Source organism: Flavobacterium sp. 103 (assembly GCF_003096795.1).
Taxonomy (GTDB): domain Bacteria; phylum Bacteroidota; class Bacteroidia; order Flavobacteriales; family Flavobacteriaceae; genus Flavobacterium.
Genome location: NZ_QENX01000001.1, coordinates 1,003,525 through 1,026,962, shown reverse-complemented (window position 1 = coordinate 1,026,962; position 23,438 = coordinate 1,003,525). Strand labels below are relative to the sequence as shown.

23 protein-coding genes are annotated in these 23,438 nt (G+C 35.5%); 13 read left to right on the top strand and 10 right to left on the bottom strand.

The genetic code is table 11. From position 1 onward, the window contains the following. Positions 1-927 carry a quinolinate synthase NadA gene (nadA, locus tag C8C85_RS04170; RefSeq protein ID WP_116795953.1) on the bottom strand — a complete coding sequence of 309 codons (927 nt, stop codon included), beginning with the start codon at positions 925-927 and terminating at the stop codon, positions 1-3. Positions 928-1,188: 261 nt separating this feature from the next. Here nadA and C8C85_RS04165 point away from each other — a divergent pair, with 261 nt between their 5' ends. Continuing rightward, positions 1,189-3,006 (top strand): hypothetical protein, encoded by a 1,818-nt coding sequence (locus C8C85_RS04165; protein WP_116795952.1) that lies wholly within the window; start codon positions 1,189-1,191, stop codon positions 3,004-3,006. Positions 3,007-3,070: 64 nt separating this feature from the next. Here the strand turns inward: C8C85_RS04165 and C8C85_RS04160 are convergent, their stop codons facing one another. The 9 genes from C8C85_RS04160 to ric all read right to left on the bottom strand — a co-directional run bounded on the left by C8C85_RS04160 (position 3,071) and on the right by ric (position 11,064). Then, entirely contained in the window at positions 3,071-3,814 is a 744-nt protein-coding gene (locus tag C8C85_RS04160) for a DUF3667 domain-containing protein (RefSeq protein ID WP_116795951.1), read from the bottom strand. Between the two features lie 305 nt (positions 3,815-4,119). After that, positions 4,120-4,848, bottom strand: coding sequence for a hypothetical protein (locus C8C85_RS04155; protein ID WP_116795950.1), 729 nt, complete (start codon positions 4,846-4,848; stop codon positions 4,120-4,122). Between the two features lie 61 nt (positions 4,849-4,909). Beyond that, a complete protein-coding gene (locus C8C85_RS04150) occupies positions 4,910-5,344 on the bottom strand; it encodes an RrF2 family transcriptional regulator (RefSeq protein ID WP_100431833.1) in 435 nt (144 codons plus the stop codon). A gap of 249 nt (positions 5,345-5,593) precedes the next feature. Beyond that, positions 5,594-6,043, bottom strand: a complete 450-nt coding sequence (locus tag C8C85_RS04145; protein ID WP_116795949.1) for a CopD family protein — start codon at positions 6,041-6,043, stop codon at positions 5,594-5,596. Further along, entirely contained in the window at positions 6,040-7,251 is a 1,212-nt protein-coding gene (locus C8C85_RS04140; protein ID WP_116795948.1) for a hypothetical protein, read from the bottom strand. Before C8C85_RS04140 ends, C8C85_RS04145 begins: the two co-directional genes overlap by 4 nt. A gap of 2 nt (positions 7,252-7,253) precedes the next feature. After that, positions 7,254-7,970, bottom strand: coding sequence for an anaerobic ribonucleoside-triphosphate reductase activating protein (locus C8C85_RS04135; RefSeq protein ID WP_116795947.1), 717 nt, complete (start codon positions 7,968-7,970; stop codon positions 7,254-7,256). Next, positions 7,924-8,091, bottom strand: a complete 168-nt coding sequence (nrdD, locus tag C8C85_RS18705) for an anaerobic ribonucleoside-triphosphate reductase (RefSeq protein ID WP_116798361.1) — start codon at positions 8,089-8,091, stop codon at positions 7,924-7,926. The genes C8C85_RS04135 and nrdD overlap by 47 nt, the downstream gene beginning before the upstream one ends. A gap of 107 nt (positions 8,092-8,198) precedes the next feature. Further along, the gene (locus C8C85_RS04125; RefSeq protein WP_116795946.1) at positions 8,199-10,304 is read right to left on the bottom strand and encodes a ribonucleoside triphosphate reductase; all 2,106 of its coding nucleotides are present in this window, start codon (positions 10,302-10,304) and stop codon (positions 8,199-8,201) included. 28 nt (positions 10,305-10,332) lie between these two features. Beyond that, positions 10,333-11,064, bottom strand: coding sequence for an iron-sulfur cluster repair di-iron protein (gene ric / locus C8C85_RS04120; RefSeq protein WP_116795945.1), 732 nt, complete (start codon positions 11,062-11,064; stop codon positions 10,333-10,335). A gap of 432 nt (positions 11,065-11,496) precedes the next feature. Here ric and C8C85_RS04110 point away from each other — a divergent pair, with 432 nt between their 5' ends. From C8C85_RS04110 to C8C85_RS04050, 12 genes are all read left to right on the top strand, one after another. After that, a complete protein-coding gene (locus tag C8C85_RS04110; protein WP_116795943.1) occupies positions 11,497-11,931 on the top strand; it encodes a c-type cytochrome in 435 nt (144 codons plus the stop codon). Positions 11,932-12,037: 106 nt separating this feature from the next. Beyond that, positions 12,038-13,372 carry a cbb3-type cytochrome c oxidase subunit I gene (locus C8C85_RS04105; RefSeq protein ID WP_116795942.1) on the top strand — a complete coding sequence of 445 codons (1,335 nt, stop codon included), beginning with the start codon at positions 12,038-12,040 and terminating at the stop codon, positions 13,370-13,372. 131 nt (positions 13,373-13,503) lie between these two features. Then, positions 13,504-14,295, top strand: a complete 792-nt coding sequence (locus C8C85_RS04100) for a CbbQ/NirQ/NorQ/GpvN family protein (RefSeq protein WP_116795941.1) — start codon at positions 13,504-13,506, stop codon at positions 14,293-14,295. A gap of 68 nt (positions 14,296-14,363) precedes the next feature. Further along, on the top strand, positions 14,364-16,139 hold the full coding sequence (locus C8C85_RS04095) for a nitric oxide reductase activation protein NorD (protein ID WP_116795940.1): 1,776 nt from the start codon (positions 14,364-14,366) through the stop codon (positions 16,137-16,139). A gap of 139 nt (positions 16,140-16,278) precedes the next feature. Continuing rightward, a complete protein-coding gene (locus C8C85_RS04090; RefSeq protein WP_116795939.1) occupies positions 16,279-17,232 on the top strand; it encodes a DUF438 domain-containing protein in 954 nt (317 codons plus the stop codon). Between the two features lie 425 nt (positions 17,233-17,657). Beyond that, positions 17,658-18,239, top strand: coding sequence for a cytochrome c oxidase subunit 3 (locus C8C85_RS04080; protein WP_116795937.1), 582 nt, complete (start codon positions 17,658-17,660; stop codon positions 18,237-18,239). 2 nt (positions 18,240-18,241) lie between these two features. Next, a complete protein-coding gene (locus tag C8C85_RS04075; RefSeq protein WP_116795936.1) occupies positions 18,242-18,484 on the top strand; it encodes a cytochrome C oxidase subunit IV family protein in 243 nt (80 codons plus the stop codon). Positions 18,485-18,612: 128 nt separating this feature from the next. After that, complete coding sequence (gene nirK, locus C8C85_RS04070) at positions 18,613-20,073, top strand: copper-containing nitrite reductase (RefSeq protein ID WP_116795935.1); 1,461 nt, start codon at positions 18,613-18,615, stop codon at positions 20,071-20,073. Between the two features lie 28 nt (positions 20,074-20,101). After that, complete coding sequence (locus C8C85_RS04065; RefSeq protein ID WP_111411260.1) at positions 20,102-20,479, top strand: c-type cytochrome; 378 nt, start codon at positions 20,102-20,104, stop codon at positions 20,477-20,479. Positions 20,480-20,506: 27 nt separating this feature from the next. After that, positions 20,507-21,277 (top strand): formylglycine-generating enzyme family protein, encoded by a 771-nt coding sequence (locus C8C85_RS04060; protein ID WP_116795934.1) that lies wholly within the window; start codon positions 20,507-20,509, stop codon positions 21,275-21,277. A 32-nt stretch (positions 21,278-21,309) separates the two neighbouring features. Beyond that, positions 21,310-21,951: an SCO family protein gene (locus C8C85_RS04055; protein ID WP_243412043.1), complete on the top strand. Its 642-nt coding sequence runs from the start codon at positions 21,310-21,312 to the stop codon at positions 21,949-21,951. Between the two features lie 11 nt (positions 21,952-21,962). Then, on the top strand, positions 21,963-23,237 hold the full coding sequence (locus C8C85_RS04050; RefSeq protein WP_116795933.1) for an alginate export family protein: 1,275 nt from the start codon (positions 21,963-21,965) through the stop codon (positions 23,235-23,237). The last annotated feature ends 201 nt before the right edge of the window (positions 23,238-23,438 follow it).

The following is a 23,438-nucleotide window of genomic DNA, read 5'->3' as shown; positions in this document are numbered from 1 at the left end:
TTAAGATAATTCGAGCATACGTTCGATAGGGATTAATGCTTTTTCTCTAATGTCGTCTGGAACATTAATTTCCGGAGTTTCATTTAGCAAGCAGTCATATACTTTTTGAAGGGTGTTCATTTTCATGTATCCACATTCGCTGCAAGCACAGGTATTATCCTCGTTTGAAGGTGCTGGAATCAGTATTTTATTAGGAACCTCCTGTTTCATTTTATGCAAAATACCAGCTTCAGTTGCTACGATAAATTTGTTGCTTGGATTGGTTTTTACATAATTGATCATCCCTGCGGTAGAACCAATATAGTTGGCTGTTTTTAGGATATGCGTTTCGGATTCTGGGTGCGCAATGATTTGAGCATCTGGATTTTGTTTGTACAAAGCGATTAATTTATCTAAAGAAAAAGCTTCGTGAACCACGCAAGAACCGTCCCAAAGTAGCATTTCTCTACCCGTTTGTTCCATTACGTATTTTCCTAAATTTTTATCTGGAGCAAAAATAATGGGTTTGTCTTTTGGTATAGATTCTACAATTTTTACCGCATTAGAGGAAGTAACCACAATGTCTGTCAATGCTTTTACTTCAGCTGAACAGTTTACATAAGTTATAACTATATGGTCAGGGTGTGCTTCTGTAAACTCTTTGAATAAAGGGGCAGGGCATGATTCGGCAAGGGAACAACCTGCTTTCAAATCAGGCAAAATCACTTTTTTGGTAGGGTTTAATATTTTGGCGGTTTCGGCCATAAAGTGAACTCCTGCGAAAAGGATTATATCGGCATCTACTTTCATTGCTTCTTGGGAAAGTCCCAAACTGTCTCCTACATAATCTGCCACATCTTGAATATCGGACTCTTGATAATAATGCGCTAAGATTACCGCATTTTTTTCTTTTTTCAATGCCAATATACGTTCTTTAAGACTTTTCATTTTTTAAAAACTTTAATGGTGTTTTTTAATTGAAGATTAATTTCTATGCAAATATAAGGTAAAACTTTGAAGCTACACGTTTCTATAGGCTTTCTAAAAGATTCAAAAAAAATGTTTTTGTTAAAAAAATTGCCTTTGTGGTTTTCGCAACCCGCAAATCTATTGCAATATGTTTCATGTGACTATGACATTTATCAGCTTTTAAGCAAATTTGTATGGTGATATTTGCATAAAGTTTAATAAACCAATTTTATACCTATGATGACCAAAAAACAACTACATACTTTCCATATTCCGGTGATGGGATTGGCCTATACTATTGATAGTCCGATACGTGTGGCACAATATGGAATTTCATCTGTTGTCTCTATTATAGATGACGATTTGATTGAAAGAATGAATGCTTTTTATAGCGAAAAATTCAAAATACCTTATCAGGAAATCACAGAAAAGATTCATGATTATCGTGCTGAACGTGTTACTTCTTATTTGAATTTGATGGACACTATTGTAAAAGATAAATTTGAAAAATTCAAAGTTGAATTAGCTGAAAGTAAACAGGCTTTGGAGAATTATATAGCAATGTTGCCCAATAAATCGGAAATTAAAAAAGGACTGCAAGATTTAGTCGACAACGGAATTGCTTTTAAAGATACGATCAAGAATTACCTTGAAGAAAACTTATCTCCTGGAGAAATCGATGTCAATATTATGACAAAAGTCGATAAAGACAATTTTATTAAAAATGAACAATTGCCGGTAGAATTTAATGACGCGCATGCTTCTCTTCGTGGTTTTGCCAATAGTAATTTATCATCTTCAGTAGTGCTTTCGGCAGGAATGAATCCTAGATTATATGCTTATTTTGAAAACTTTCCTGTTTTTTATCCAGATGCCAATAATAAATTACAAAAGAAAATTATCCTGAAAGTAAGCGATTTTCGTTCAGCGATGATACAAGGAAATTTCTTGGCAAAAAAAGGGCTTTGGGTTTCAGAATACCGAATAGAATCAGGACTAAATTGTGGAGGTCACGCCTTTGCAACTGATGGATATTTGCTGGGACCTATTCTTGAAGAATTCAAACAAAAGAAAGAGCAATTAATACAATCGGCTCACGAGTTGATGGTGAAAGCATTAGAAATAAAAGGATTGCATATTCCTGAAACACCATTAGAATTAAAAATTACTGTACAAGGTGGTGTAGGAACGGCCGAAGAACATGATTTTTTATTGGAACATTACCAAGTAGATTCTGTTGGCTGGGGCTCCCCATTTTTATTAGTTCCCGAAGCTACTTCTGTGGACTCTGCAACTAGAAAATTATTAGAAAAAGCCAAAGAAGACGATTTTTATTTGAGTCATATTTCGCCATTGGGAATTCCATTTAATGCAGTGAAAGGAACAACAAACGAGTTTTTTAAGCAAAAACGTATTGAGGAAGAAAAAGCAGGAAGTTCTTGCCCGAAAAAATTCTTGGCTTTGAGCAAAGAATATGGTCCAAAAGGGATGTGTCCCGCATCTAAAAAATACCAAGATTTAAAATTAGACGAATTGGATGCTGTAAAAGATTCATTGTCTAAAGAAGCTTTTGATAAAAAGAAAAACAGTATTACCGAGAAATCGTGTCTTTGTGTAGGTTTGGCCAATGCCTCTTATCTTGAAAACAAAATTAAAATAAAAGGGCAATCTCAAGGTGTTGTTATTTGTCCAGGTCCTAATTTGGCTTATTTTGACAAAGAAGTTTCGCTTTTGGACATGGTAAAACACATTTATGGAAATGCTTCCGTGCTTGGAAACAAAGAGCGTCCGAATGTAATTATCAATGAATTGAAAATGTACATGGATTATCTAAAAAATGAAATCAATGAATTTTCAGAGCAAATTACGGCACCTCAAGCAAAGAAACTGAAAGCTTTCAAAAGCAATTTGAACGAAGGGATTGAATATTACCAATCATTAATTGCATCCAATAATTGGTTTGAGAAAAGTAAAGAAAAAATTGAAAATCAATTGAAACAATATAAAGAGGAACTGATTGATCTTTGTATTCCGGAACAAGTGGCAATAGCAGTTTAAATAATAATAGTTTCATAATGAAAAAGACTTGATGTAACTCAAGTCTTTTTTTTTGGATTTTAGTTTATCCTTTGTCCAGAATAAGCAACACAATGACTGCGATCAAAATCACTATAAACCAGAAGATCAAGTGGGTTAATAGTGTTAAAAAGAATGTTTTTGTTTTTGACAAATGATTAAAAAATTGTTCATTGGTCCAAAAATACAAGACAAAATCAATGAGAAGAAGTATTCTGGTTACTGTATTGATTGCAGGAGCCCCGCTGTAATAATAAAGTACCGGGATGAATAGTATAGCAACATATAACTTTTGTGCCGCCTTGTATGTATTGAGGACAAAATACTCAAAAAAATTATAGCCTTGTTTTCTAAAAGCAATAACAGTGCCGATTGTATGTATGGGGATAAACGCTAGCGTAATCCATGCAAAATGAGCTTGTAGCCATTCTCCAATTTTTACAGGATCAATATGGGAATCGGGGTCGACAGGACCGCTTGTATTTACGATTAAATTAATGTGAAGCAAATGAATTAAAGCTAAATAGGCTGTTGCCAATACCATCACTAGAGAAATGGGTTTGAAATGTTTCACCCTTTTTCCCTCTATAAATTCTCTAATCGAGTGACCTGGCCTAGTGAACAGTTGCTTGGCTGTATAGGCTATTCCATTGTCAAAATGAAGAAGACCTTTTTGAATATCATGCCATAAAAAGTGCAGGTTTATAGGATGAGTCTCTGCAGTTTGCCCACAATTGCTGCAATAATGTCCTTTGAAAGTTTGATGGCAGTTTTTACAAGTGATATTCATTTTCCTTGTTGATTTTTAGTCTGTATAAAAAAAGCAGAACAGAAATATTTTTAAGTAAATATAGCAGATTAATTAAAAAGGTTAAAATAAAATTAAGGTAAACGATTGTTAATTAATATCGCTTAATTCAAAAATAAACAGCTAATTAACTTTTGCACCTTATAAATACATAACAAATAAACACTGTCGTGAAAGGGTTTGCGATATAAGAAATATAAGTTGTTGCTATTTTACATTCTAACTTAAATGAACTTATATTTCTTATATGGTTAAAATTAGGTGCTATTTATTTTAGAATATAGCCATTAATCTTTAAACAACGTTTCGCCTTTGACTAACCAAGCAAAACCAAAACTTTCAATGGCCAAGGTTTCCATCCAAAAGGTCAATGGAAATGTTTTAAAATAGCTTGGATGAATTATTTTAAGGGAACCTGCAAATAATGTAAGTAAAGCTAAAAGCATCAAAACACCACAAGTTCTGTAAATTCGGTTTCGAATGATTTTATTTGTTCCTCGTTTGCTTGGTGATTTGTCTGATTTAGTAAACAAAAAGAAAGACATATAGGATAGGCATAAAAAAAATAATGCCGCAGATGTGTAATGAAAATAAACTCTGAAATCACTGTTTGGTAAAATAGTAACAGCATATTTTTTGGCTGTATCACCACATATTTCCGTGATATTATTTGTTGGAAATAAAACCACCAAAACCGCAAAAATTCCAGCGAATAGGGAAATATAGAAATCAATAGGTTCTTTGCCTTTGTAAACAATCAGAAAAAAGGCCAATAGGCTTAAGATAATAACAAAAATGCCACTCACTCGTGTATAATAATAATGGCTAACGGATTCTAAAGGATGTTGAAGCCCATTGTCAAGGTATAGGAATATAAATAAAAGTAAGGGCATCGCCATTCCCAAAACACCAATAATTTTTCGAAGTGTCAAACTATTGGTTAGCCAAATGCTATTGTCTTCTTTGTAATCTACTTTTAAAAAAGTGTTTAAATTGGATTGCTTAGATTTATTCATGATAAATTGGTTTAAGTTCAGTTACTTAAAAAATATCATGTAAATATAAGATTACTTTTTATTAGTATCGCAAAAAAGTATCTCCGGTCTTAATTCCTAAAGCTAATTCCTCCAGATTCGTATTTTCGAGCATAAAAGCTAATTCGTTTCGAATAGATTTGAATTTCTCATGCATCGGGCACGGATGGTCTTCGGAGCAATGTGTCAGACCTAGACCACAACCCGTAAAAACGCGGTCGCCTTCCAGGGCATTTACTATTTGAGCCAGTTTGATCTCTTTCATCGTCTCTCGAGGAATTTCGAAACCGCCTCCAACTCCCTTTATGGAATTGATAATGTTGTCTTTTGATAAAATTTGAAGAATTTTGGCCGTAAAAGCTTCAGGTGAATCTATTTTTTTGGCAATGTCTTTGAGTCCAACTCTTTTGTTCTGATAAGATTCTGAAGCTATGAAAATCGTGGCTCGAATGCCGTATTCGCAGGTTTTGGAAAACATAATCGGTTTTTTACAAATTTAAGAAATAAGTTTTATTCCCCATAGTAATAAGGGTAAAGGTTTAGGTCTTTTTAATCAAAATTTTCATTTTTTTGGGCGTGCCCCTCCGTAAAAAACTACGGGTCGGGTTTTACGTTCCCGCTTTTTTTTATCCCGCAAAAAAGCGTGATAAAAAAAGAGCTCCACTGCAACCCCTCACGCGAGTAACTGCTAAAATTGAAATTGCAGTAACCTAAATAATTTATAAAATCAAAACCCTCCAAAACGCACAAAAGACCCAACAATCTGCATCAAAACACCAATAAAGGTGACAGATACAATATGAAAAGTCATTTTGCGCAATTTATCGGGATTGTTTTTTAGTTTTGGCAATACTCGAAATTGAGCGCTCAACGCAAAAAGTACGGTCAGTAAAAGCAAAAGCAATTTTGTGGAAACCACTTTTTCGATTGGTGCAGCAAAATGAAACCAATATTCAATGCTTACACCATATTTATAAGCCATCATAATTCCGGTGAGTACTAGCAAAACCAATGCTGTCATTCCCACCGGTTCGTATTTTCGTTCATAGTCGAGGATTATATTTTGATTTTTGTCCTTCAGGGCTTGAGGCAAATGACTAAATACGAGTAATAAATGACCGCCTACCCAAATACTCGCGCACAAAAGGTGAATAATTAACAATAAATGATGGCTCATATAATTTTTGATTTAAGTTTAAAAACACCAATCGTCAGCAGCAATAGCCCAGTTGGCAAAAATATACTTGACAAAAACAAATTTTGATAATAATTAGGGAATGCTCCACTTTGCAGAAATAACCAAGTGCCTTGTAGAAATAAAAGAATTTCGGTTGCCACAAAACCCAATAAAAAAATCTTGACACCCCATTTTTGAAGGGTATTTTCCGGGTTCAAAAAACCATTTTGAAAAGCAAATCCAAACAGAAAACCAGTTATAATTCCCAACATCGTCAAGTGGATGTATCCAATGACAAAATTCCGAATTTCATGGGATACCTGTGCCAACTCAGGAACCAAAACAACCAATTGAATGATAATTTTTAAGGCTAATGAACATAAAGCAAATCGGTATACCGTTTTTTCTAAAGGGGAGAGTGGAGCAAAGAAATCTTGGAAATGAGGTTGGATGAGTAGGACAAAAAGAATAAATGAAATTAATTGTATTGTGACTCCTATGGCATTTATCCAATAAAAAATAGGATTAGAAAGAGACCAACTCACAGGCAAAGCCAACGTTAACACCGTTGCTGTAACAAATAAATTATAGAACTCGCGGAATTTTTTCTCTTCAATATTTATTTTTGATTGTTTGAAAAACAAAGCCAAAACCGCAAACATGAACCATCCATTAAATTGAAAATGAAGGAAAAACTGAATAGCAATTTGATAAAAGGCACTTGCTTTTCCCATAATCCCAACAGCAGGACCTAAACACCAAACTCCCAATGTGGAGAAAATCATAAAAAACAAAGCGGTTCGCAACATTCTTTTTTCTGGAAAAGTGGCAGGTTTAGCATCTTTCCAAATCAAATAACAGAAATAATAACTGCAAAAAATATGTAAAGTCGAAAAGAGAATAGACACAAAGGCGTAGCCTTGTGCCGGGAAATCAATCATCATGCCGACTACGGCGAGTTCCGTTACCCAAAATAATCGGTTGTAAATGGTTTTTTGTTGCGCTTCTTCGGGAACAAAAAAATGAAATATCAAACAGTACAGCATCAAATACACCCAGCCTAACATCGCAACATGCGAATGTCCATGCATCAAAAACTGAAAATTAACGCCTTCGATAGGTGCAACATACATCCATCGAAGCAATAATCCCATTAGCGAAGCAATAAAAAAATTAATAAAACATACTAAAACCCAACTCTTTCTCATAATTATCCTCTAAAATGCACTTTAATTTTTTCTGTTGAAAGCTTTTGTTTTTCTAATTCCTTGACCGAATGCCCGAGTTTTTCAATGGTCGGCGCTCCATTCACAAAATGTTGGATATAATAATTTCCGACATATCCTGTTTTTTCCAAATAGGAAATCATCTGTTGAATATCATTTTTGCCTAACAATTCGGAATGCACGGTTGTTCGTACTTCAAATGGAATTCCGCTTTGAAGTAATAAAAGTAATGACTTTTCGAAGGGAATAAAAAGTTTGGATTGTGTTATCTTTTCGAAATTTACAGGCATTGCCTTAAAATCAAGTGCCACATAGTCGATAAGTTCTTTTATGATAAGCTCTTTTAGGACTTTGGGTTGTGAACCATTGGTGTCAATTTTGACCAAAAAGCCCATTTTTTTGACTTCGTTGATAAATGAAATACTCTTTTTATGCAACAAACATTCACCTCCGCTAAAAACGACAGCATCTAGCAACTTTTTTCTGCTTTTCAGGAACTCTAGCGCTTTTTCAAACGAGATGGTTCCTTTCCCAAAAACAATTTCGGGATTGTAGCAATAAAGACACCGCATATTACAGCCTGCAAACCAAAGTATGCAAGCTGATTTATGTGGGTAATCCAATAATGTAAAAGGGGTTAAGCTATAAATTGGTTTAGCAACACTTTCCTTCTGTAAAATGAGTTCGTTGTCTGTGTTCACCTTTTTTTCCTATGTTAAAGCTTTCTACGGGTCTGTGGTAGCCCATTACTCGTGTGTACACCAAACATTTGGTGCGTAATTCTTGATTTTGTTCTAGAATCTGGTTTGTTGTTAGTTTCATTTTTTTATGGTTGTTTAAGAGTTTAATGTTGTTTAAAGGTTTAAATTGTTTAAAGTTTAAAGCGGTTTTAAACAACATTAAACCATCTTAAACTATTTTAAACCCTTTTAATTTTCAATAGACTTCGTTTTCTCAGCAATTATAATTTCATCACATTTCGGGCAATATTCATGTTCTCCGTTTAAATAGCCGTGTACTGGACACACGCTAAAGACTGGTGTCACGGTAATGTATGGTAATCTGAAATTGGTAATCACTTTTTTGACAAACTGTTTACAGGCTTCCGGAGAGCTTATTTTTTCACTCATGTACAAGTGCAAAACCGTTCCTCCAGTGTATTTGCATTGCAATTGATCCTGCAGCATCAAGGCTTCGAATGGATCTTGTGTGAAATCCACAGGAATTTGGGAGCTGTTTGTATAATAAATATTTTCTTCCTGCCCTGCCTGAATAATGTCGGCATACCGTTTTTTGTCTTCTTTGGCAAAACGATAAGTAGTTCCTTCGGCAGGCGTGGCTTCGAGATTGTATAGATTTCCGGTTTCCTCTTGAAATTCTTTCATTCGATTACGGATATGGTCCAGAATTCCAGAAGCAAATTCAATACCTGTTTCAGAGGTAACCGTGTCTTCACTATCGGTAAAATTTTCTATCATTTCATTCATTCCATTCACTCCGATAGTCGAAAAGTGGTTTCTGAAATGCTGCAAATAGCGTTTGGTATACGGATACAATCCACGATCGTACATCTCTTGAATAAACACTCTTTTTTTCTCCAAAGTTGATTTGGCGATATACAAAAGCTCATCCAGTTTGGTATATAATTTTTCTTTATTCCCTTTATTCAAATAACCCAAACGCGCCATGTTGATGGTCACCACACCAATGCTTCCTGTCATCTCGGCACTTCCAAAAAGTCCGTTTCCACGTTTTAATAATTCGCGCAAATCCAATTGCAAACGGCAACACATACTGCGAACTGCATTGGGTTTGTAGGCATTCTCGTTTTCAATTTGATTTCCGTTTTCATCCAAAATATATTGGCTTCCGATGAAATTTTGAAAATAGGAAGAACCAATTTTTGCTGTGTTTTCAAAGAGTAAATCGGTGTTTTCTCCATCCCAATCAAATGCTTCTGTGATATTTACCGTTGGGATAGGGAATGTGAAGGGCTGTCCATTAGCGTCGCCTTCGGTCATAACTGTATAATAGGCTTTGTTAATGAGATTCATCTCTTTTTGGAAATGTTCGTAACGTAAATCCGTTACTTTGGATACTCCTCTTCTTTTGGCTCTCACCAATAGATCTGATGTAATGTTATTTTGAAAAATATGATGGTCATTTTTTGTCGGAATCTGTGTTTTTAAATCGTCTGGAACAATCCAATCCAAAGTAATGTTGGTAAAGGGAGATTGTCCCCAACGTGCAGGAACATTCAGGTTGTACACAAAACCCCTTACTGCTTTTAACACATCATCAAAACCTAAATTATCCTTAAAAACGTAAGGAGCAAGATAAGTGTCAAAAGAGCTAAAAGCTTGCGCTCCAGCCCATTCGCTTTGCAAAATCCCAAGAAAATTAGCCATTTGCCCTAAAGCTTCCCTAAAATGGGAGGGAGGCTTGCTCTCTACACGACCTCTCACACCATTGAACCCTTCGTTGAGTAATACACGCAAACTCCAGCCTGCACAATAGCCAGTAAGGCAATCCAAATCATGTATATGAATATCTCCATTGCGGTGTGCATATCCTTCTTCTTTGGAATAGACTTTATCCAACCAGTAATTGGCTATAATTTTTCCCGCCACATTGTTGACCAATCCGGCATTCGAATAAGAGGTATTGGCATTGGCATTGATACGCCAATCTGTTTGTTCTATATACTCCTGAATGGTTTGCGTACTATCTACATAAGTGGTGTCATCATTCAGTCCCTCCACATGCTCGCGCTGTAACTTTCTGGTGTGACGAAACAGCATGAAAGAACGCATTACATCAAAGTATCCTTTTTCGTAAAGCTTCTTTTCAATCATGTCTTGAATTTCCTCAACAGCCCAAATTTCCTCAGCTTCAAGCTGAATGATTATGCTGTAAAAAACACTTTCATCAACAACTACGGAGACGCTTTTGAAACTCTTTTCAATGGCATCTTTTATTTTATAACTTTTAAATGGTTTGTATTTTCCATTTCTTTTGATAACATAATTTCCCATAGTTGTTGGTTTTAGTGTTTGACATTGGTTATAATTGTGTCGAAAAATCCTTTTCGAGCTTGGTTGCTTTTGGAAACAAAATATTGTTTTCTAAATGGATGTGTTTGTGTAAATCCTGCTCAAATTCCTGTAGCATGGCAAATGTTACTTTATAAGTATTGCATCCATCCGCAGGAGGTGTATAATTATTGCTTAATTCCGCTATTTTTCTGAAACGTTCTCCTTCGGCATCGTGTTCGTGCATCATCATGGCAATTGGATTTTCAACTGTTCCAAATTGGGGTTGCTCAATCAATTGATCTGTAATAGAGGCATTGACCATTTTTTTGACAAATGGGAATAAAATCAGCTCTTCTTTTTTCATGTGTTGTGCCAATTCGCCCGCACATCCTTTGAAAAGTTCATTTATTTCCAATAATTCTGGATGATTGGCTCCATGAACTCTGCTTAATTTATCCAAAAATTGAAGCAGCGTTGGTGTTTTTTCTGAAACATAACGATGATGCGTTTTTTCGATATAATCGGCTAATAAATCGATTGGCCATGAATTGAAATCGATTCCCGAATCACTTTTTTGAGACAAAACTGTTTCAATTTCTTTTAATAAATTATCAGGATTAACTGATTTTTTATCACATGCTTCTTCAATACTTCTGTTGCCATTGCAACAAAAATCGATACCATATTTTGAAAATAAAGCTGCAGTTCTAAAATCTTTTGCTACGTATTCACCTATTGTAATTTTCTCTAAAGTTTCCATAATACTGTTTTTTATAATTATAATTTAGAGTACAAAAATAGGTACTATTTTAATAAAAGACAAATTTATCCTTAATTAAATATATTATTTTTTTATTTGTGTAAATGCTTGAATAATAAAAGAATGAGATGTGGGGGATCTTCTGTTTCTGTCTATGTAATTTTACGATTATTTGAAAAGTCTGAACATGATAAAAGTCATATTTTGGACATGACTTAAGAACATTCTGTTGTTGAAAACTTATCTCATGGACAATTTTAAAAGTTTGTTTTTTATATCGTATGGAGATAACCTCCAAAAAAAATATTTTAAAAAAAATGACAATTATTACAATAAAAGATAAAAACATCTTTTATATTTGCATTTGAATAAAAGACAAAAACATCCTTTATTTAAAAAACGAAATTATTAACTAACAAAAAACAGATTATTATGCTTTCAAAATCACAAGCACGAGCATTTTTTCTGGGAGGAACTTTGGTCACCTTTTTAATCTTTATTGGATTGACCGTTTATTCGTTTATGCCCAGAAATGATCAAACCAACTACAAGACAATTGACAAACAAGTAGTGAGAGGAAAAGAAATTTGGGAACACAACAACTGCATGGGTTGCCACACCATTTTGGGAGAAGGAGGCTATTATGCTCCAGAATTGACCAAAGTTATCGATCGCAGAGGTGAAGGATACGTCAAGGCCGTGTTGATGTCACCAGTACCTTGGGCACCAAATGGACGAAAAATGGTCGTCTATAACATGAGCGAAAAAGATGCCGATGCCGTAGTGGCTTACTTCAAATGGATTGGAAAAATTGATCTAAATGGGTTTGACCGTGTTGTTTCTCCTTTAGCTAAAGAAAATAATTAAATTTTACAATTATGAAATCGCCATTAACAAGAAGTTTGCGGATGCAAAAACCGATTAAAAATAAAGCGATAACATATTTGACCTCTAATAAATAAATTCTACAAATATGAAATATAAATCACAAAAAGTAGCCTATTGGTTTTTTGCACTCTGTATGCTATTGTTCTCACTGCAGATTGTCTATGGTTTTATCATGGGTTTTGACCGAATAGGTATTCAAGCATTGCACGATGTTATCCCTTTTAATGTTGCCCGAGCGGTGCATACTAATTTATTGGTAGTATGGTTGTTGACCGGTTTTATGGGAGCGGCCTATTACATTATTCCCGAAGAAGCGCAACGCGAATTGATAAGTGTAAAATGGGCTTATGTACAATTAATTTCCCTTGCCGTTGTTGGTGTCGTGGCTATTGTTGGTTTCCACTTCAACCACTGGGAAGGCAGAAAGTTTCTTGAGATTCCGAGAGAATTGGATTTTCTGGTAGTTATTAATGTATTGTTGTTTTTAGGGTTGATTTTAGGAACGCTTTTCAAAGGAAAACGAAGAACTACAACCGCATTGGTATTGTCAATGGGATTATTGTTTGCGGCCTTGTTATATCTTCCAGGAATGATTTGGTTTGACAGTCAGGTGATGGATTCATTCTTCCGTTGGTGGGTAGTTCACTTGTGGGTTGAAGGTGTTTGGGAATTGATTATGGGAGGTATTCTTTCGTATTTATTAATCAAATTGACGGGTGTTGACAGAGAAGTTATCGAAAAATGGCTGTATGTAATCGTTGGATTAACATTCCTTTCGGGAGTTTTGGGGACGGGACACCATTATTACTATATAGGTGTAAACAAAATTTGGTTAATCGTTGGTGGAATTTTTTCTGCACTAGAACCTTTGGCTTTCTTGGCAATGGCTTTGTTTGCGGTGAATATGTACCGCAAAGGCGAAAAAAGCCATCCTAATAAAATTGCTTTATTCTGGACAATCGGTTCTTCAATTGTATCTTTTGTTGGTGCAGGATTACTAGGTTTTGCGCACACTTTACCACAAACTAACCTTTATACGCACGGAACTTTAGTAACAGCTATGCACGGACACTATGCATTCTGGGGTGCTTATGCGATGATTGTTTTAGCGATAATCAGTTATGCATTGCCAAATCTTACTGGCCGAAAAAGATACCAAAGCGCAACAGGAATGGCTGCTTTCTGGTTGTCTAATATCGGAATGTTAGGAATGACAGTTGCTTTTGGAGTAGCCGGTGTGGTGCAAGTATATTTGGAACGAAAAATGAAAATGGAATTTATGGTCGTGCAGAACGAAATCAGCATTCACTTCGTAGTATTGCTGATCTGCGCTACGATGTTCGCCACAGGAATCGGTCTGTTTATATTCGATTTCTTTAAATATGGACGACCGACCGATGAAGCTTTAGAAATAAAATAAAATAAAATACTAATTCAGCTTACTAATTCAGCCCTTTTTTTAACCGGAGCGTTTAGACAAAAGTTTTCGAATTTCCATTTCCATAAAACAAATGTTTTACGTTTCGGTTTTTTCAAAAAAAACAAAAAAATATGTTAGTAGATACTTTAATACCCGTACCATATTACCACACAGTAGGCAAAGAAGTGGAAGTCTTTGAACATTCCTATAAAAATAAAATTCCTTTTTTATTGAAAGGGCCGACCGGAACCGGTAAATCTCGTTTCGTGGAATATATGGCACATCGATTGGAAAGAAATCTGATTACAATCAGTTGTCACGAGGAAACTTCTTCTACCGATTTGATTGGCCGATTTATTATCAAAGGTGCTGAAACTGTTTGGCTAGACGGTCCTTTGACTACTGCCGTAAAAGAAGGAGCTATGATTTATCTGGATGAAGTGGCCGAAGCCCGTCCCGATGTGATTGTGGCTATCCACTCCTTGACTGACCACCGACGCATCCTGTATATTGACAAACTGGGAGAAACCATCAAAGCTCACGATAATTTTATGCTGGTTGCCTCTTTCAATCCCGGTTATCAAAGAGGATTTAAGGAATTAAAACCCTCCACTCGTCAACGATTTATAGCGGTTTCTTTTGATTACCCAGAGCCGAAAATCGAAACTGAAATTTTGGTTAATGAGACCAATATTGATAATGACACAGCCAAGAAGCTAGTGGCCATTGGCAACAAAATTAGAAATCTTACCGAATTGGGATTGACCGAAACGGTTTCGACACGACTTCTAGTCGATGCCGCCAAAATCATCCACAGCGGATTGCCAAAACGATTGGCTGTTCACGTTGCCGTTGTTGAACCTTTGACAGATGATTTGCAGACAAGCGAAGCATTGAAAGATTTGTGCAATTTGATGATTTAAAAATAGTTTCAAGTTTAAGGTTTCAAGTTGTTGTAGTTGCCTAAACTGAATACTGAAAACTAAAGAAAATGGGTTTCGAGATAGATGAATATTTAGTTGGGAAGTTTTTCAAGCACTTAAAAAGCAGAAAAAAAATAAGTCCCGAAATAGAAGCCAGAACGGTTACTCTTGCCGAGATTAAACCGCGTCTGACTATTATGGCGCGCGCTTTGACAGGAAATCCGATCGAAATATTTCCTGCCGAAAGGGAAGGTGGATACAAAAACAATAATTTTTTTCTTCCGATTTCATTTGCCGAATTTCCAACTCTGGAAGAGAACCTTACTTTCTATCATTTTAGAATGTTGTATCTCAGTGTACAACAGCGCCTTAATTACAATTGGACAGCGGAAGAAATCGAGCCGGAATTATTCCTTTCCCAACAAAAAGCATTAGAAACATCAGATGACGTTCTAGCCATTTTGTTTCAGGAGTTTTCTATTGGTGAACCCTTTTTAGCGTTTGCCAAAAATCATTTTATCCAAAAATCAGATGCTAAAAAAGGTCCTGATTTCTCTTGGCTCTTTGGCAAATGGATGAAAAATGAACCGGAAATCGATAGTGAGAATGTGTTGCAGAATTTCTCGGACAAGACTAAAAAACCAAATGAGATTCAGCCTTTAACTACACTAAAAGCAAAAGCCGTTGAGGAAGTCATCACAGTGGAACTTGATAAAAAGCAACAGGAGGATTATGTGATGCTGCATAATTTTGAAAAAGTGGAAACCGCCGTAGAATTTAACGGAAACTGGCGTGATTTTGACGGATCGGATGAGTTGGAAGATCATCAGGACGCATTGGAAGAACTGAATATGAAATACACCGTTCGCGTTGACGATACGGCACATTCTGTTTACCAATCCGATTTTATGGAAAACACAACTATCTCCGAAAGTGCGTCTGTCGATGACAAAGGTTTTCATCACAGTTACGATGAATGGGATTTTAGCAAAAACAGCTACAAAGAAAATTTTTGCAAAGTATATCCAAAATCACAACTAAAAGCGGATGCCGATTATTACAAAAAAACAATAACTAAGAATGCTTCCATCTTGATGGGCTTGCGCAAAATGTTGACGAATGTCAACAATAAAATGCAACAGCAAAAACGCCAAACCCAAGGCGATGAATTTGACATCGACGCTATCACCGATTTATACGTAGACGTGCATTCCCGAAGAACGCCTTCGGATAAAATTTATGTTTCGAATAGGAAAAAAGATAAAGATTTATCGATTCTGATTCTTTTGGATCTCAGTCTTTCGAGCGACGGATATGCCGCCGGAAATAGAGTGATTGATGTAGAGAAAGAAGTTTCCATTCTGTTTGGGGAAATCCTCAACGAATTCAATATCGATTTTTCGATTGACAGCTTTTACTCCAAAACTAGAAATTATTCGACTTACCTGACCATCAAAGATTTTGATGAAAATTGGAATGTTGCCAAGCACAAAGTGGGAGCAGTTGAACCCAGTGGTTATACTAGAATTGGAGCCGCACTGCGACATGCTGGAGTTCGCCTCGACAAACGAAGCACAAAAAACAAATGGGTAATCCTGATTTCTGACGGAAAACCCAATGATTACGATAAATACGAGGGAAAGTATGGAGTCAATGATGTAAAACAAGCCCTTCGCGAACTCAATTCTAAAAACATTAATTCATACGCTTTGGCCATTGAGGCCGAAGCCAAATATTATCTGCCACAAATGTTTGGGCAAAATCACTATCAGATTTTAACGACTCCCGTTGAGTTGTTGCAATCATTAGTGAAACTATACGAAAAGATAAAACACCAAAAATAAGAACAAACATTGAGGATACTTTTTAAACCATATAAGTCATATAAGTCCATATAAGTAAAGCTTAAATGCTCTTACATGACTTATATGGTAAAAAATCGGCTCTTAAATAATCCTTTAATGGTTTTTAAATTTAATTGAAATGACAGAAACAGAATTACAAGAAGGTCATCCAGTTTGGAATTACTTTCAGGAAAAGGAATTAATAGTGTCTCTTTTGCAAGAGATTACAAACGTTAACCCATTGATTGATTTACCAAAATACACCAACATATTCAATCAGTTGCTTACGATAGAGAAACGATTTGCCCGCAAAGAAAATCAGCTTTTTCCTTTTTTAGAGAAAAAAGGTTGGGTTGGTCCATCGCAGGGAATGTGGTCGTTTCATGATAATTTAAGAGAGCAATTCCGTTTGATTCAGTATTATCTCAAAATGATTAATTTAGAAAAAGTTTCAACTAATACTCCTTTTTTGATAGACGGAATTTACAGATTAATGGGAGTTGAAGAAAACGTTTTGTTCCCAAATGCATTAGACATTCTTACCGAAAGCGATTGGATCGAAATGCGAAAAGGCGAAGAAGAAATTGGTTGGATGTTATCGCAAACCCCACCGCCTTTTCCCAAAGTGGAATATATTCATCCGAGCGAGGATTTCACCATCAGGGAAATGCCTTTTTCATTAGAAAATACCTCGCATTTTGATGAAGGATATATGACAGTGGAGCAGGTAAATTTGCTTTTTAGAACGATGCCATTGGATTTGACTTATGTGGACGAAAATGATAAAGTGATTTTTTACAATCGTGGAGAAGAACGCGTGTTTCCAAGAAGCGCCGGAATCATTGGTCGTGAAGTGAAGTTTTGCCATCCACCAAAAAGCGTAGGAACGGTTCTCAGAATCTTGGACGAATTCAGGAAAGGAACTCAAAACGAATCTTCTTTTTGGATTAACTACAAAGATCGCTTGATTTACATCCGCTATTTTGCCGTGAGGGATGCCGATAAAAACTACAAAGGAGTGATCGAAATGTCGCAGGATATTACCGACATCAAGAAAATTGAAGGTGAAAAAAGATTATTAGATTGGGAATAGAAAGAATTAAGATTGCAGATTTCAGAATTTGGAGCGGAAGGATTAGGCGTTTTTTGGAAATATTGTCCCGCTTTCCGTTACAATCTCCCGATGAAAAATCGGGAGGATTTCCACTGCAATCGGGGCTAAAGGGCAATGTCATTAAGTTAAGGGAGAAATTAAAAAAACAGCACGCAGATTCAGCAGATTCGGCAGATTTTTTACTTTTTTTCTGCGTAAATCTGCGAAATCTGCGTGAAAATAAAAATAGTAATTCCTTAACTTAATGACATTGGGCTAAAGGGATAAATTTTGATTTTTTGCCATCATCTAAGAAAGAAAACTGTAATAATGAGTTCCAATTTTCAAAATCAAAAATCTACAATTCAAAAGTCTTCAATTTAAAATCGGAATTCAAAAATCGTTAATCCTCAATCTAAAATCAAATGGAAACTCTAAAAATAAATTACAAAAACATCTATTATCCGCCAGGAGGAATCTTGATGTGGATTATCATTTTTCTAGAACTCATTACTTTCGGAATGGCATTGATTGCATTCGTGAATTACGGAAGTGAAAACACTGCCGTATTTCATCAGTCAAGAATGGAATTGAATACCACATTTGGTGCAGTGAATACCGTTTTCTTATTGACAAGCGGGTTTTTTATGGCCAATGCAGTACATCTGTTTAAAGAAAATGAAATTCAGAAATCATCGGTATTCTTTAAGTTGGCTATGTTGGGAGGTTTTTTATTCCTAGTGTTGAAAAGCGTAGAATATTACCATAAAATAGAAAGCGGAATTTCATTGGATACCAATATGTTTTATACTTTTTATTGGTTGTTGACAGGTTTTCATGTAATCCATGTCATTATGGGTTTGGTTATTTTGGCTTGGACAAATTACGGAATGACCAAAAAAAATTCCGATACCGCTGTTGAAGATATTGAAGCCTGTGCCGCTTTTTGGCATATGTGCGATTTGATTTGGTTGCTTTTATTTCCTACACTTTATTTATTTTTTTAGTAATGAAAAATTCACTAATTTTAGTCTATATATTGCTGTTAATTATCACTATTACAACAGCTTGCGTGTCAAGTTTGTTTGGTGTGTCAGCTTTTATTACCTCTTTGATAATGGGTTTGGCTGCTTTTAAATTTCTGTTGGTTGCTTTTCAATTTATGGAATTAAAAAAGGCGCATTCGTTTTGGAAAATCAGTTTAATAATAACTTTAGGATTGATTGTAGTTTTGATTGTTGGGATAAAATAAGAATCTTAAATAAAAGTTAAAAACATGATATTTATCATTAATTTTTTGAATCTCAAATTTTAATTTTACAGCATAATAAAAGACAAAATCATCCTTAATATAAAACCACTTTTTAAAACGAAACAATTATGAAACAATTATTCCATTTAAGCAAACCTTATAAAATTATTGCTTTTGCATTATTTGCAGCTGTTAGTTTTTTTTCTTGCGATAAAAAAGAAGAAAAGCATGACGTTGATTATTACGAAAAAATAAAAGTCGAAGGCCAAAAAGAAGCAGAACTAACAGCGCCACCATTTGTTCCAAAACCAGTTGGCGAGAGACCTGCTATGCATTTGGTAGTCAATATGGAAATCAAAGAACAAGAAGGAGAAATGGTCGATGGGACAAAATACATTTATTGGACTTTTGGAGGTTCAGTTCCAGGAAGTTTCATTAGAACAAGAGTGGGAGACGAAATAGAATTTCACTTAAAAAACCATCCAGACAATAAATTGCCACATAATATAGATTTACATGCGGTAACTGGACAAGGTGGTGGAGCTGCTTCTTCAATTGTAGCACCTGGACACGAAAAAGTATTTAATTTTAAAGTGCTAAATCCAGGATTATACGTGTACCATTGCGCTACCGCACCTGTTGGGATGCACATTGCAAACGGGATGTACGGGTTAATTCTTGTAGAACCAGAAGGTGGTTTACCACCAGTTGACAAAGAATTCTACGTGATGCAAGGTGATTTTTATACCAAAGGTAGTTATGGTGAACAAGGGCTTCAGCCTTTTGATATGAACAAAGCATTGAAAGAAGAACCGGATTATGTGGTTTTCAATGGTAAAGTAGGATCAATCGCGGGAGATAATGCACTTACTGCCAAAGTTGGTGAAACTGTTCGTATCTATATGGGTAATGGTGGACCAAACTTACTTTCTTCATTCCACGTTATTGGTGAAATTTTTGACAAAGTTCATATTGAAGGAGGTGATGCTATCAATACTAATGTTCAAACGACATTAATACCAGCCGGAGGTTCAGCTATTGTTGAGTTTAAAGTTGATGTGCCAGGAACATTTATTTTGGTAGATCACTCTATTTTTAGAGCATTCAATAAAGGAGCTTTAGGAATGCTGAAAGTAACAGGTGAAGAAAATAAAAAAATCTATTCTGGTACTACTCAAGAAGGAATATATTTACCAGAAGGTGGAAATATTCAAAATATGCCTGAAGGGGAAAAAGTGGCCAAATCTACTGTAGCCAAAACGCTTCCTGAACAAATTAAATCTGGAAAAGCTATCTTTGGAACAACTTGTTTTGCTTGTCATCAATCAGAAGGGCAAGGGGTACCGAATGCATTTCCTCCGCTTGCAAAATCAGATTTCTTGAATGCTGATCCTAAAAGAGCTATTCAAGTTGTTATAAGAGGATTGAGTGGTGAGATTACTGTAAATGGCAAAAAAATAAACAGCGTGATGCCAAGTCAAAATCTATCAGATGATGAAATCGCTGATGTTCTAACTTATGTTTATAGCAGTTGGGGTAATAATAAAACAGTAGTAACACCAGCAATGGTAAAAGCTCAAAGAAAATAATAAACACAATTTTAAATATTTATAAGTCATGAAAAAATACATTTTAGGAATAGCATTAATTGGATTAAGTCTGAAAGGTTTTAGTCAAGATGCAAACAAAGGAAAAGGAGTATACACCAAAACTTGTATCGCTTGCCATCAAGCTACAGGAGCAGGAATACCTGGTGCTTTTCCTCCATTGGCCAAATCAGATTATTTGAATGCCGATGTGAATCGTGCCATTAAACAAGTAATCAAAGGATCTAATGGTACAATCACCGTAAATGGAAAGAAATTCACTGGAGCTATGCCTCCTCAAGCTTTGAGTGACCAACAAATTGCAGATGTACTTACTTATGTATATGCCAGTTGGGGAAATAGTAAAAAATCAGTGACTGTAGCAATGGTGAAAGCCCAAAGAAAATAATAAATACTAAAAGTAAAAAGAGCCTCAATGTTCCCACTAAAAAAAATACTAACCTTCTTTTTATTGTTGATTTGCGTTACTCTTTTTGCTCAAGACGTTAAAATGGTATCTATAAATGGGGGAACTTTTGTTCCCCTTTATGGAGCCACTACCAAAAAGCCAGTCAAAGTGGAACCGTTTAGTATGGATGTTTATCCAGTTACCAATGCGCAATACCTTGCTTTTGTTAAAAAATATCCAGATTACAGTCGCTCGAAAATGAAAGGATTATATGCCGATAAAAGTTATCTAACCCAATGGGAAAGTGATTTTAGTTATGGAAAAAATAATCTGAGCAATGCTCCTATAACCAATGTTTCCTGGTTTGCGGCCAAAAAATATTGTGAGTGTCAAGGAAAAAGATTACCATCCATGGACGAGTGGGAATATGTGGCTATGGCCGATGAAAAAAGATCTGATGCCCGTACCAAAGAAGAGTTCAATAGATACATTTTATCTTGGTACGAAAAACCCAAAACGTATGTCAATCCTGTTGGGAAAACCTTTAAAAACTATTGGGGTGTCTATGATATGCACGGTTTGGTTTGGGAATGGACATCGGATTTCAATAGCATTTTCCTTTCGGGAGAATCCAGAAAAGATAAAGACACAGACAAGAATCTCTTTTGCGGAAGCGGATCAGTAAATGCAACTGATTTGATGAATTATGCCGCTTTTATGCGCTATGCTTTTAGAGGTAGCCTGAAAGCAAATTATACTACAAAAAATTTAGGTTTTCGATGTGCTAAAGATAAATAGCAGCTTTCGAGCCTCAACCAAAACCCTACGAAATGAAACTAAATTTAACCCAAAATCAAAAAGTAATTCTGAAAAAAGGATGGTCTTATTTACTTGTTTTGCCCATCTTAATATTTATTTTTGCGTTCCAGAGCTGTAATAAAAAAGAGACTGTAGATAAAAACAAGCCTATATCCGATTTGTCCATTTACAATTTACCTTCCAAATGGACGAATCAAAATGGACAGAATATTGAAATGAAAGATTTGAGAGGGAAAGTGCTAGTCATGGTTATGATTTATACTTCCTGCAAATCGGCTTGCCCTCGTTTGGTGGCAGATATGCGTAATATCGAATCTCGTTTGCCAGAGAATGTCAAGGAACATGTGAAATTGGTGTTAGTGAGTATTGATCCCGAAGTAGATACTCCAAAACGATTAAAAGAATTTTCAATCGCCAATAAAATGGATGGTGAACAATGGGAGTTTTTGAGATCTACGGAAGAAAATACAAGGGAGTTCGCAGCGGTTTTGGCTGTCAATTATAAAAAAATTGCACCACTTGAATTCTCTCATTCCAATATTATAAGCGTTTTTAATGCCGAAGGGGAATTGGCCTATCAACAAGAAGGATTAGGAGTAAACTCAGACGAAACCATAAAAAAAATAACAGAAGAAGCGGTTAAACTAAATTAAAATCCCACCAAATGAAGATATTTAAAATAATGGCACTGGCAGTTGTGTTAATGGCCAGTATGAATACTTTTGCCCAAGAATTTGATGCCAATTTACAAATTAGACCTCGTTACGAATTTAGGAACGGTTACAAAGCTCCGATTCCTTATGGAGAAACACCAGGTCAGTTTATATCGGGAAGAACACGTTTGAACTTAAATTTCAAACAGGATAAGTTTGTCACTAAACTTACGTTGCAAAATGTTCGTGTTTGGGGAGATGTAGCGCCAAATACCAAATCAGATGCGAATGGTGTTCAAATATTTGAGGCTTGGGCACAATACAATTTTAATGAAAAATGGAGCACACGTTTAGGACGTCAAGTGATTTCGTATGACAATCAACGTATTCTTGGTGAAGCCGATTGGGCGCAACAAGCACAAAGCCATGATGCTTTATCTGCAACTTATAAAAGTGGAAAAAGCCATCTAGACATGGCCATTGCCTATAATGCTAATGGCGAAACGGATATTGCCATACCTTATACTGTAGCCAATTACAAAGCGATGCAATATGCCTGGTATCATACTGAGTTGGGTAAAATAAATATGAGTTTACTATTTTTAAACACAGGTTACGAAAATAAACTAGTCACTCCAATTCCAACACCAACTCCTGAATTGAAAGTAGATTACATGCAAACTTTTGGTACCTATATGAATACCAAAGGGAAATCTTGGGATGGCAATCTATGGTTCTATGGACAAACAGGGAAAAGCTCGACTTATACCGTAAGTGCTTTTGACGCAGCCTTAAATTTTAATTATGCGTTGACTGATAAGTTCAAAGCTGGTCTTGGATATGAATTCTTATCAGGAAAAAGTCAGGCTAATACCAGTACCGACATCAAATCGTTCAATCCTATTTTTGGAACCAACCACGGATTGAATGGGTATATGGATTATTTCTACGTAGGCAATCATAAAAATTCGGTAGGCTTGCAAGACGCTTTCTTGAAATTTGGATATGTAGTGAATAAATGGCAGTTTGCATTATTGCCACATGTTTTTAATGCTGCGAATACAGTTTTGGATGCTAGTGGAAATGAAATGAGTAACTATCTTGGTACAGAAGTAGATTTTACATTTGGCTATTCAGTACATAAATTTGTAAACATAACTGGAGGTTATTCTCAAATGTTTGCAACAGATACCATGCAAAGATTGAAAGGTGGTGATGTTGATCACACCAACAATTGGGCTTGGGTCATGATTAATGTGAACCCTCAAATTTTTTCTTTTAAATAAAGGTGTTAATTTCTTGTGTAAACGAAAAGGAGCTTCAAATTGGAGCTCCTTTTTTATTGATTTTAATACGTTCTACAGTTCAGTAATTCATTCTGAATTTGCTTTAACAAGCCAACATCATCGACAGATTTTAGTTTGTCTACTATTTTTATTTTAATTCTAAATTGCTCATAATGGCATGATTTTGGATAAGCAAAGAAA

Bases quoted from the DNA above. Each gene is read 5' to 3' on its own strand.
- nadA (WP_116795953.1), bottom strand. From the start codon at position 927: ATGAAAAGTCTTAAAGAACGTATATTGGCATTGAAAAAAGAAAAAAAT.
- C8C85_RS04165 (WP_116795952.1), top strand. From the start codon at position 1,189: ATGACCAAAAAACAACTACATACTTTCCATATTCCGGTGATGGGATTG.
- C8C85_RS04160 (WP_116795951.1), bottom strand. From the start codon at position 3,814: ATGAATATCACTTGTAAAAACTGCCATCAAACTTTCAAAGGACATTAT.
- C8C85_RS04155 (WP_116795950.1), bottom strand. From the start codon at position 4,848: ATGAATAAATCTAAGCAATCCAATTTAAACACTTTTTTAAAAGTAGAT.
- C8C85_RS04150 (WP_100431833.1), bottom strand. From the start codon at position 5,344: ATGTTTTCCAAAACCTGCGAATACGGCATTCGAGCCACGATTTTCATA.
- C8C85_RS04145 (WP_116795949.1), bottom strand. From the start codon at position 6,043: ATGAGCCATCATTTATTGTTAATTATTCACCTTTTGTGCGCGAGTATT.
- C8C85_RS04140 (WP_116795948.1), bottom strand. From the start codon at position 7,251: ATGAGAAAGAGTTGGGTTTTAGTATGTTTTATTAATTTTTTTATTGCT.
- nrdD (WP_116798361.1), bottom strand. From the start codon at position 8,091: ATGAAACTAACAACAAACCAGATTCTAGAACAAAATCAAGAATTACGC.
- C8C85_RS04125 (WP_116795946.1), bottom strand. From the start codon at position 10,304: ATGGGAAATTATGTTATCAAAAGAAATGGAAAATACAAACCATTTAAA.
- ric (WP_116795945.1), bottom strand. From the start codon at position 11,064: ATGGAAACTTTAGAGAAAATTACAATAGGTGAATACGTAGCAAAAGAT.
- C8C85_RS04110 (WP_116795943.1), top strand. From the start codon at position 11,497: ATGCTTTCAAAATCACAAGCACGAGCATTTTTTCTGGGAGGAACTTTG.
- C8C85_RS04105 (WP_116795942.1), top strand. From the start codon at position 12,038: ATGAAATATAAATCACAAAAAGTAGCCTATTGGTTTTTTGCACTCTGT.
- C8C85_RS04100 (WP_116795941.1), top strand. From the start codon at position 13,504: ATGTTAGTAGATACTTTAATACCCGTACCATATTACCACACAGTAGGC.
- C8C85_RS04095 (WP_116795940.1), top strand. From the start codon at position 14,364: ATGGGTTTCGAGATAGATGAATATTTAGTTGGGAAGTTTTTCAAGCAC.
- C8C85_RS04090 (WP_116795939.1), top strand. From the start codon at position 16,279: ATGACAGAAACAGAATTACAAGAAGGTCATCCAGTTTGGAATTACTTT.
- C8C85_RS04080 (WP_116795937.1), top strand. From the start codon at position 17,658: ATGGAAACTCTAAAAATAAATTACAAAAACATCTATTATCCGCCAGGA.
- C8C85_RS04075 (WP_116795936.1), top strand. From the start codon at position 18,242: ATGAAAAATTCACTAATTTTAGTCTATATATTGCTGTTAATTATCACT.
- nirK (WP_116795935.1), top strand. From the start codon at position 18,613: ATGAAACAATTATTCCATTTAAGCAAACCTTATAAAATTATTGCTTTT.
- C8C85_RS04065 (WP_111411260.1), top strand. From the start codon at position 20,102: ATGAAAAAATACATTTTAGGAATAGCATTAATTGGATTAAGTCTGAAA.
- C8C85_RS04060 (WP_116795934.1), top strand. From the start codon at position 20,507: ATGTTCCCACTAAAAAAAATACTAACCTTCTTTTTATTGTTGATTTGC.
- C8C85_RS04055 (WP_243412043.1), top strand. From the start codon at position 21,310: ATGAAACTAAATTTAACCCAAAATCAAAAAGTAATTCTGAAAAAAGGA.
- C8C85_RS04050 (WP_116795933.1), top strand. From the start codon at position 21,963: ATGAAGATATTTAAAATAATGGCACTGGCAGTTGTGTTAATGGCCAGT.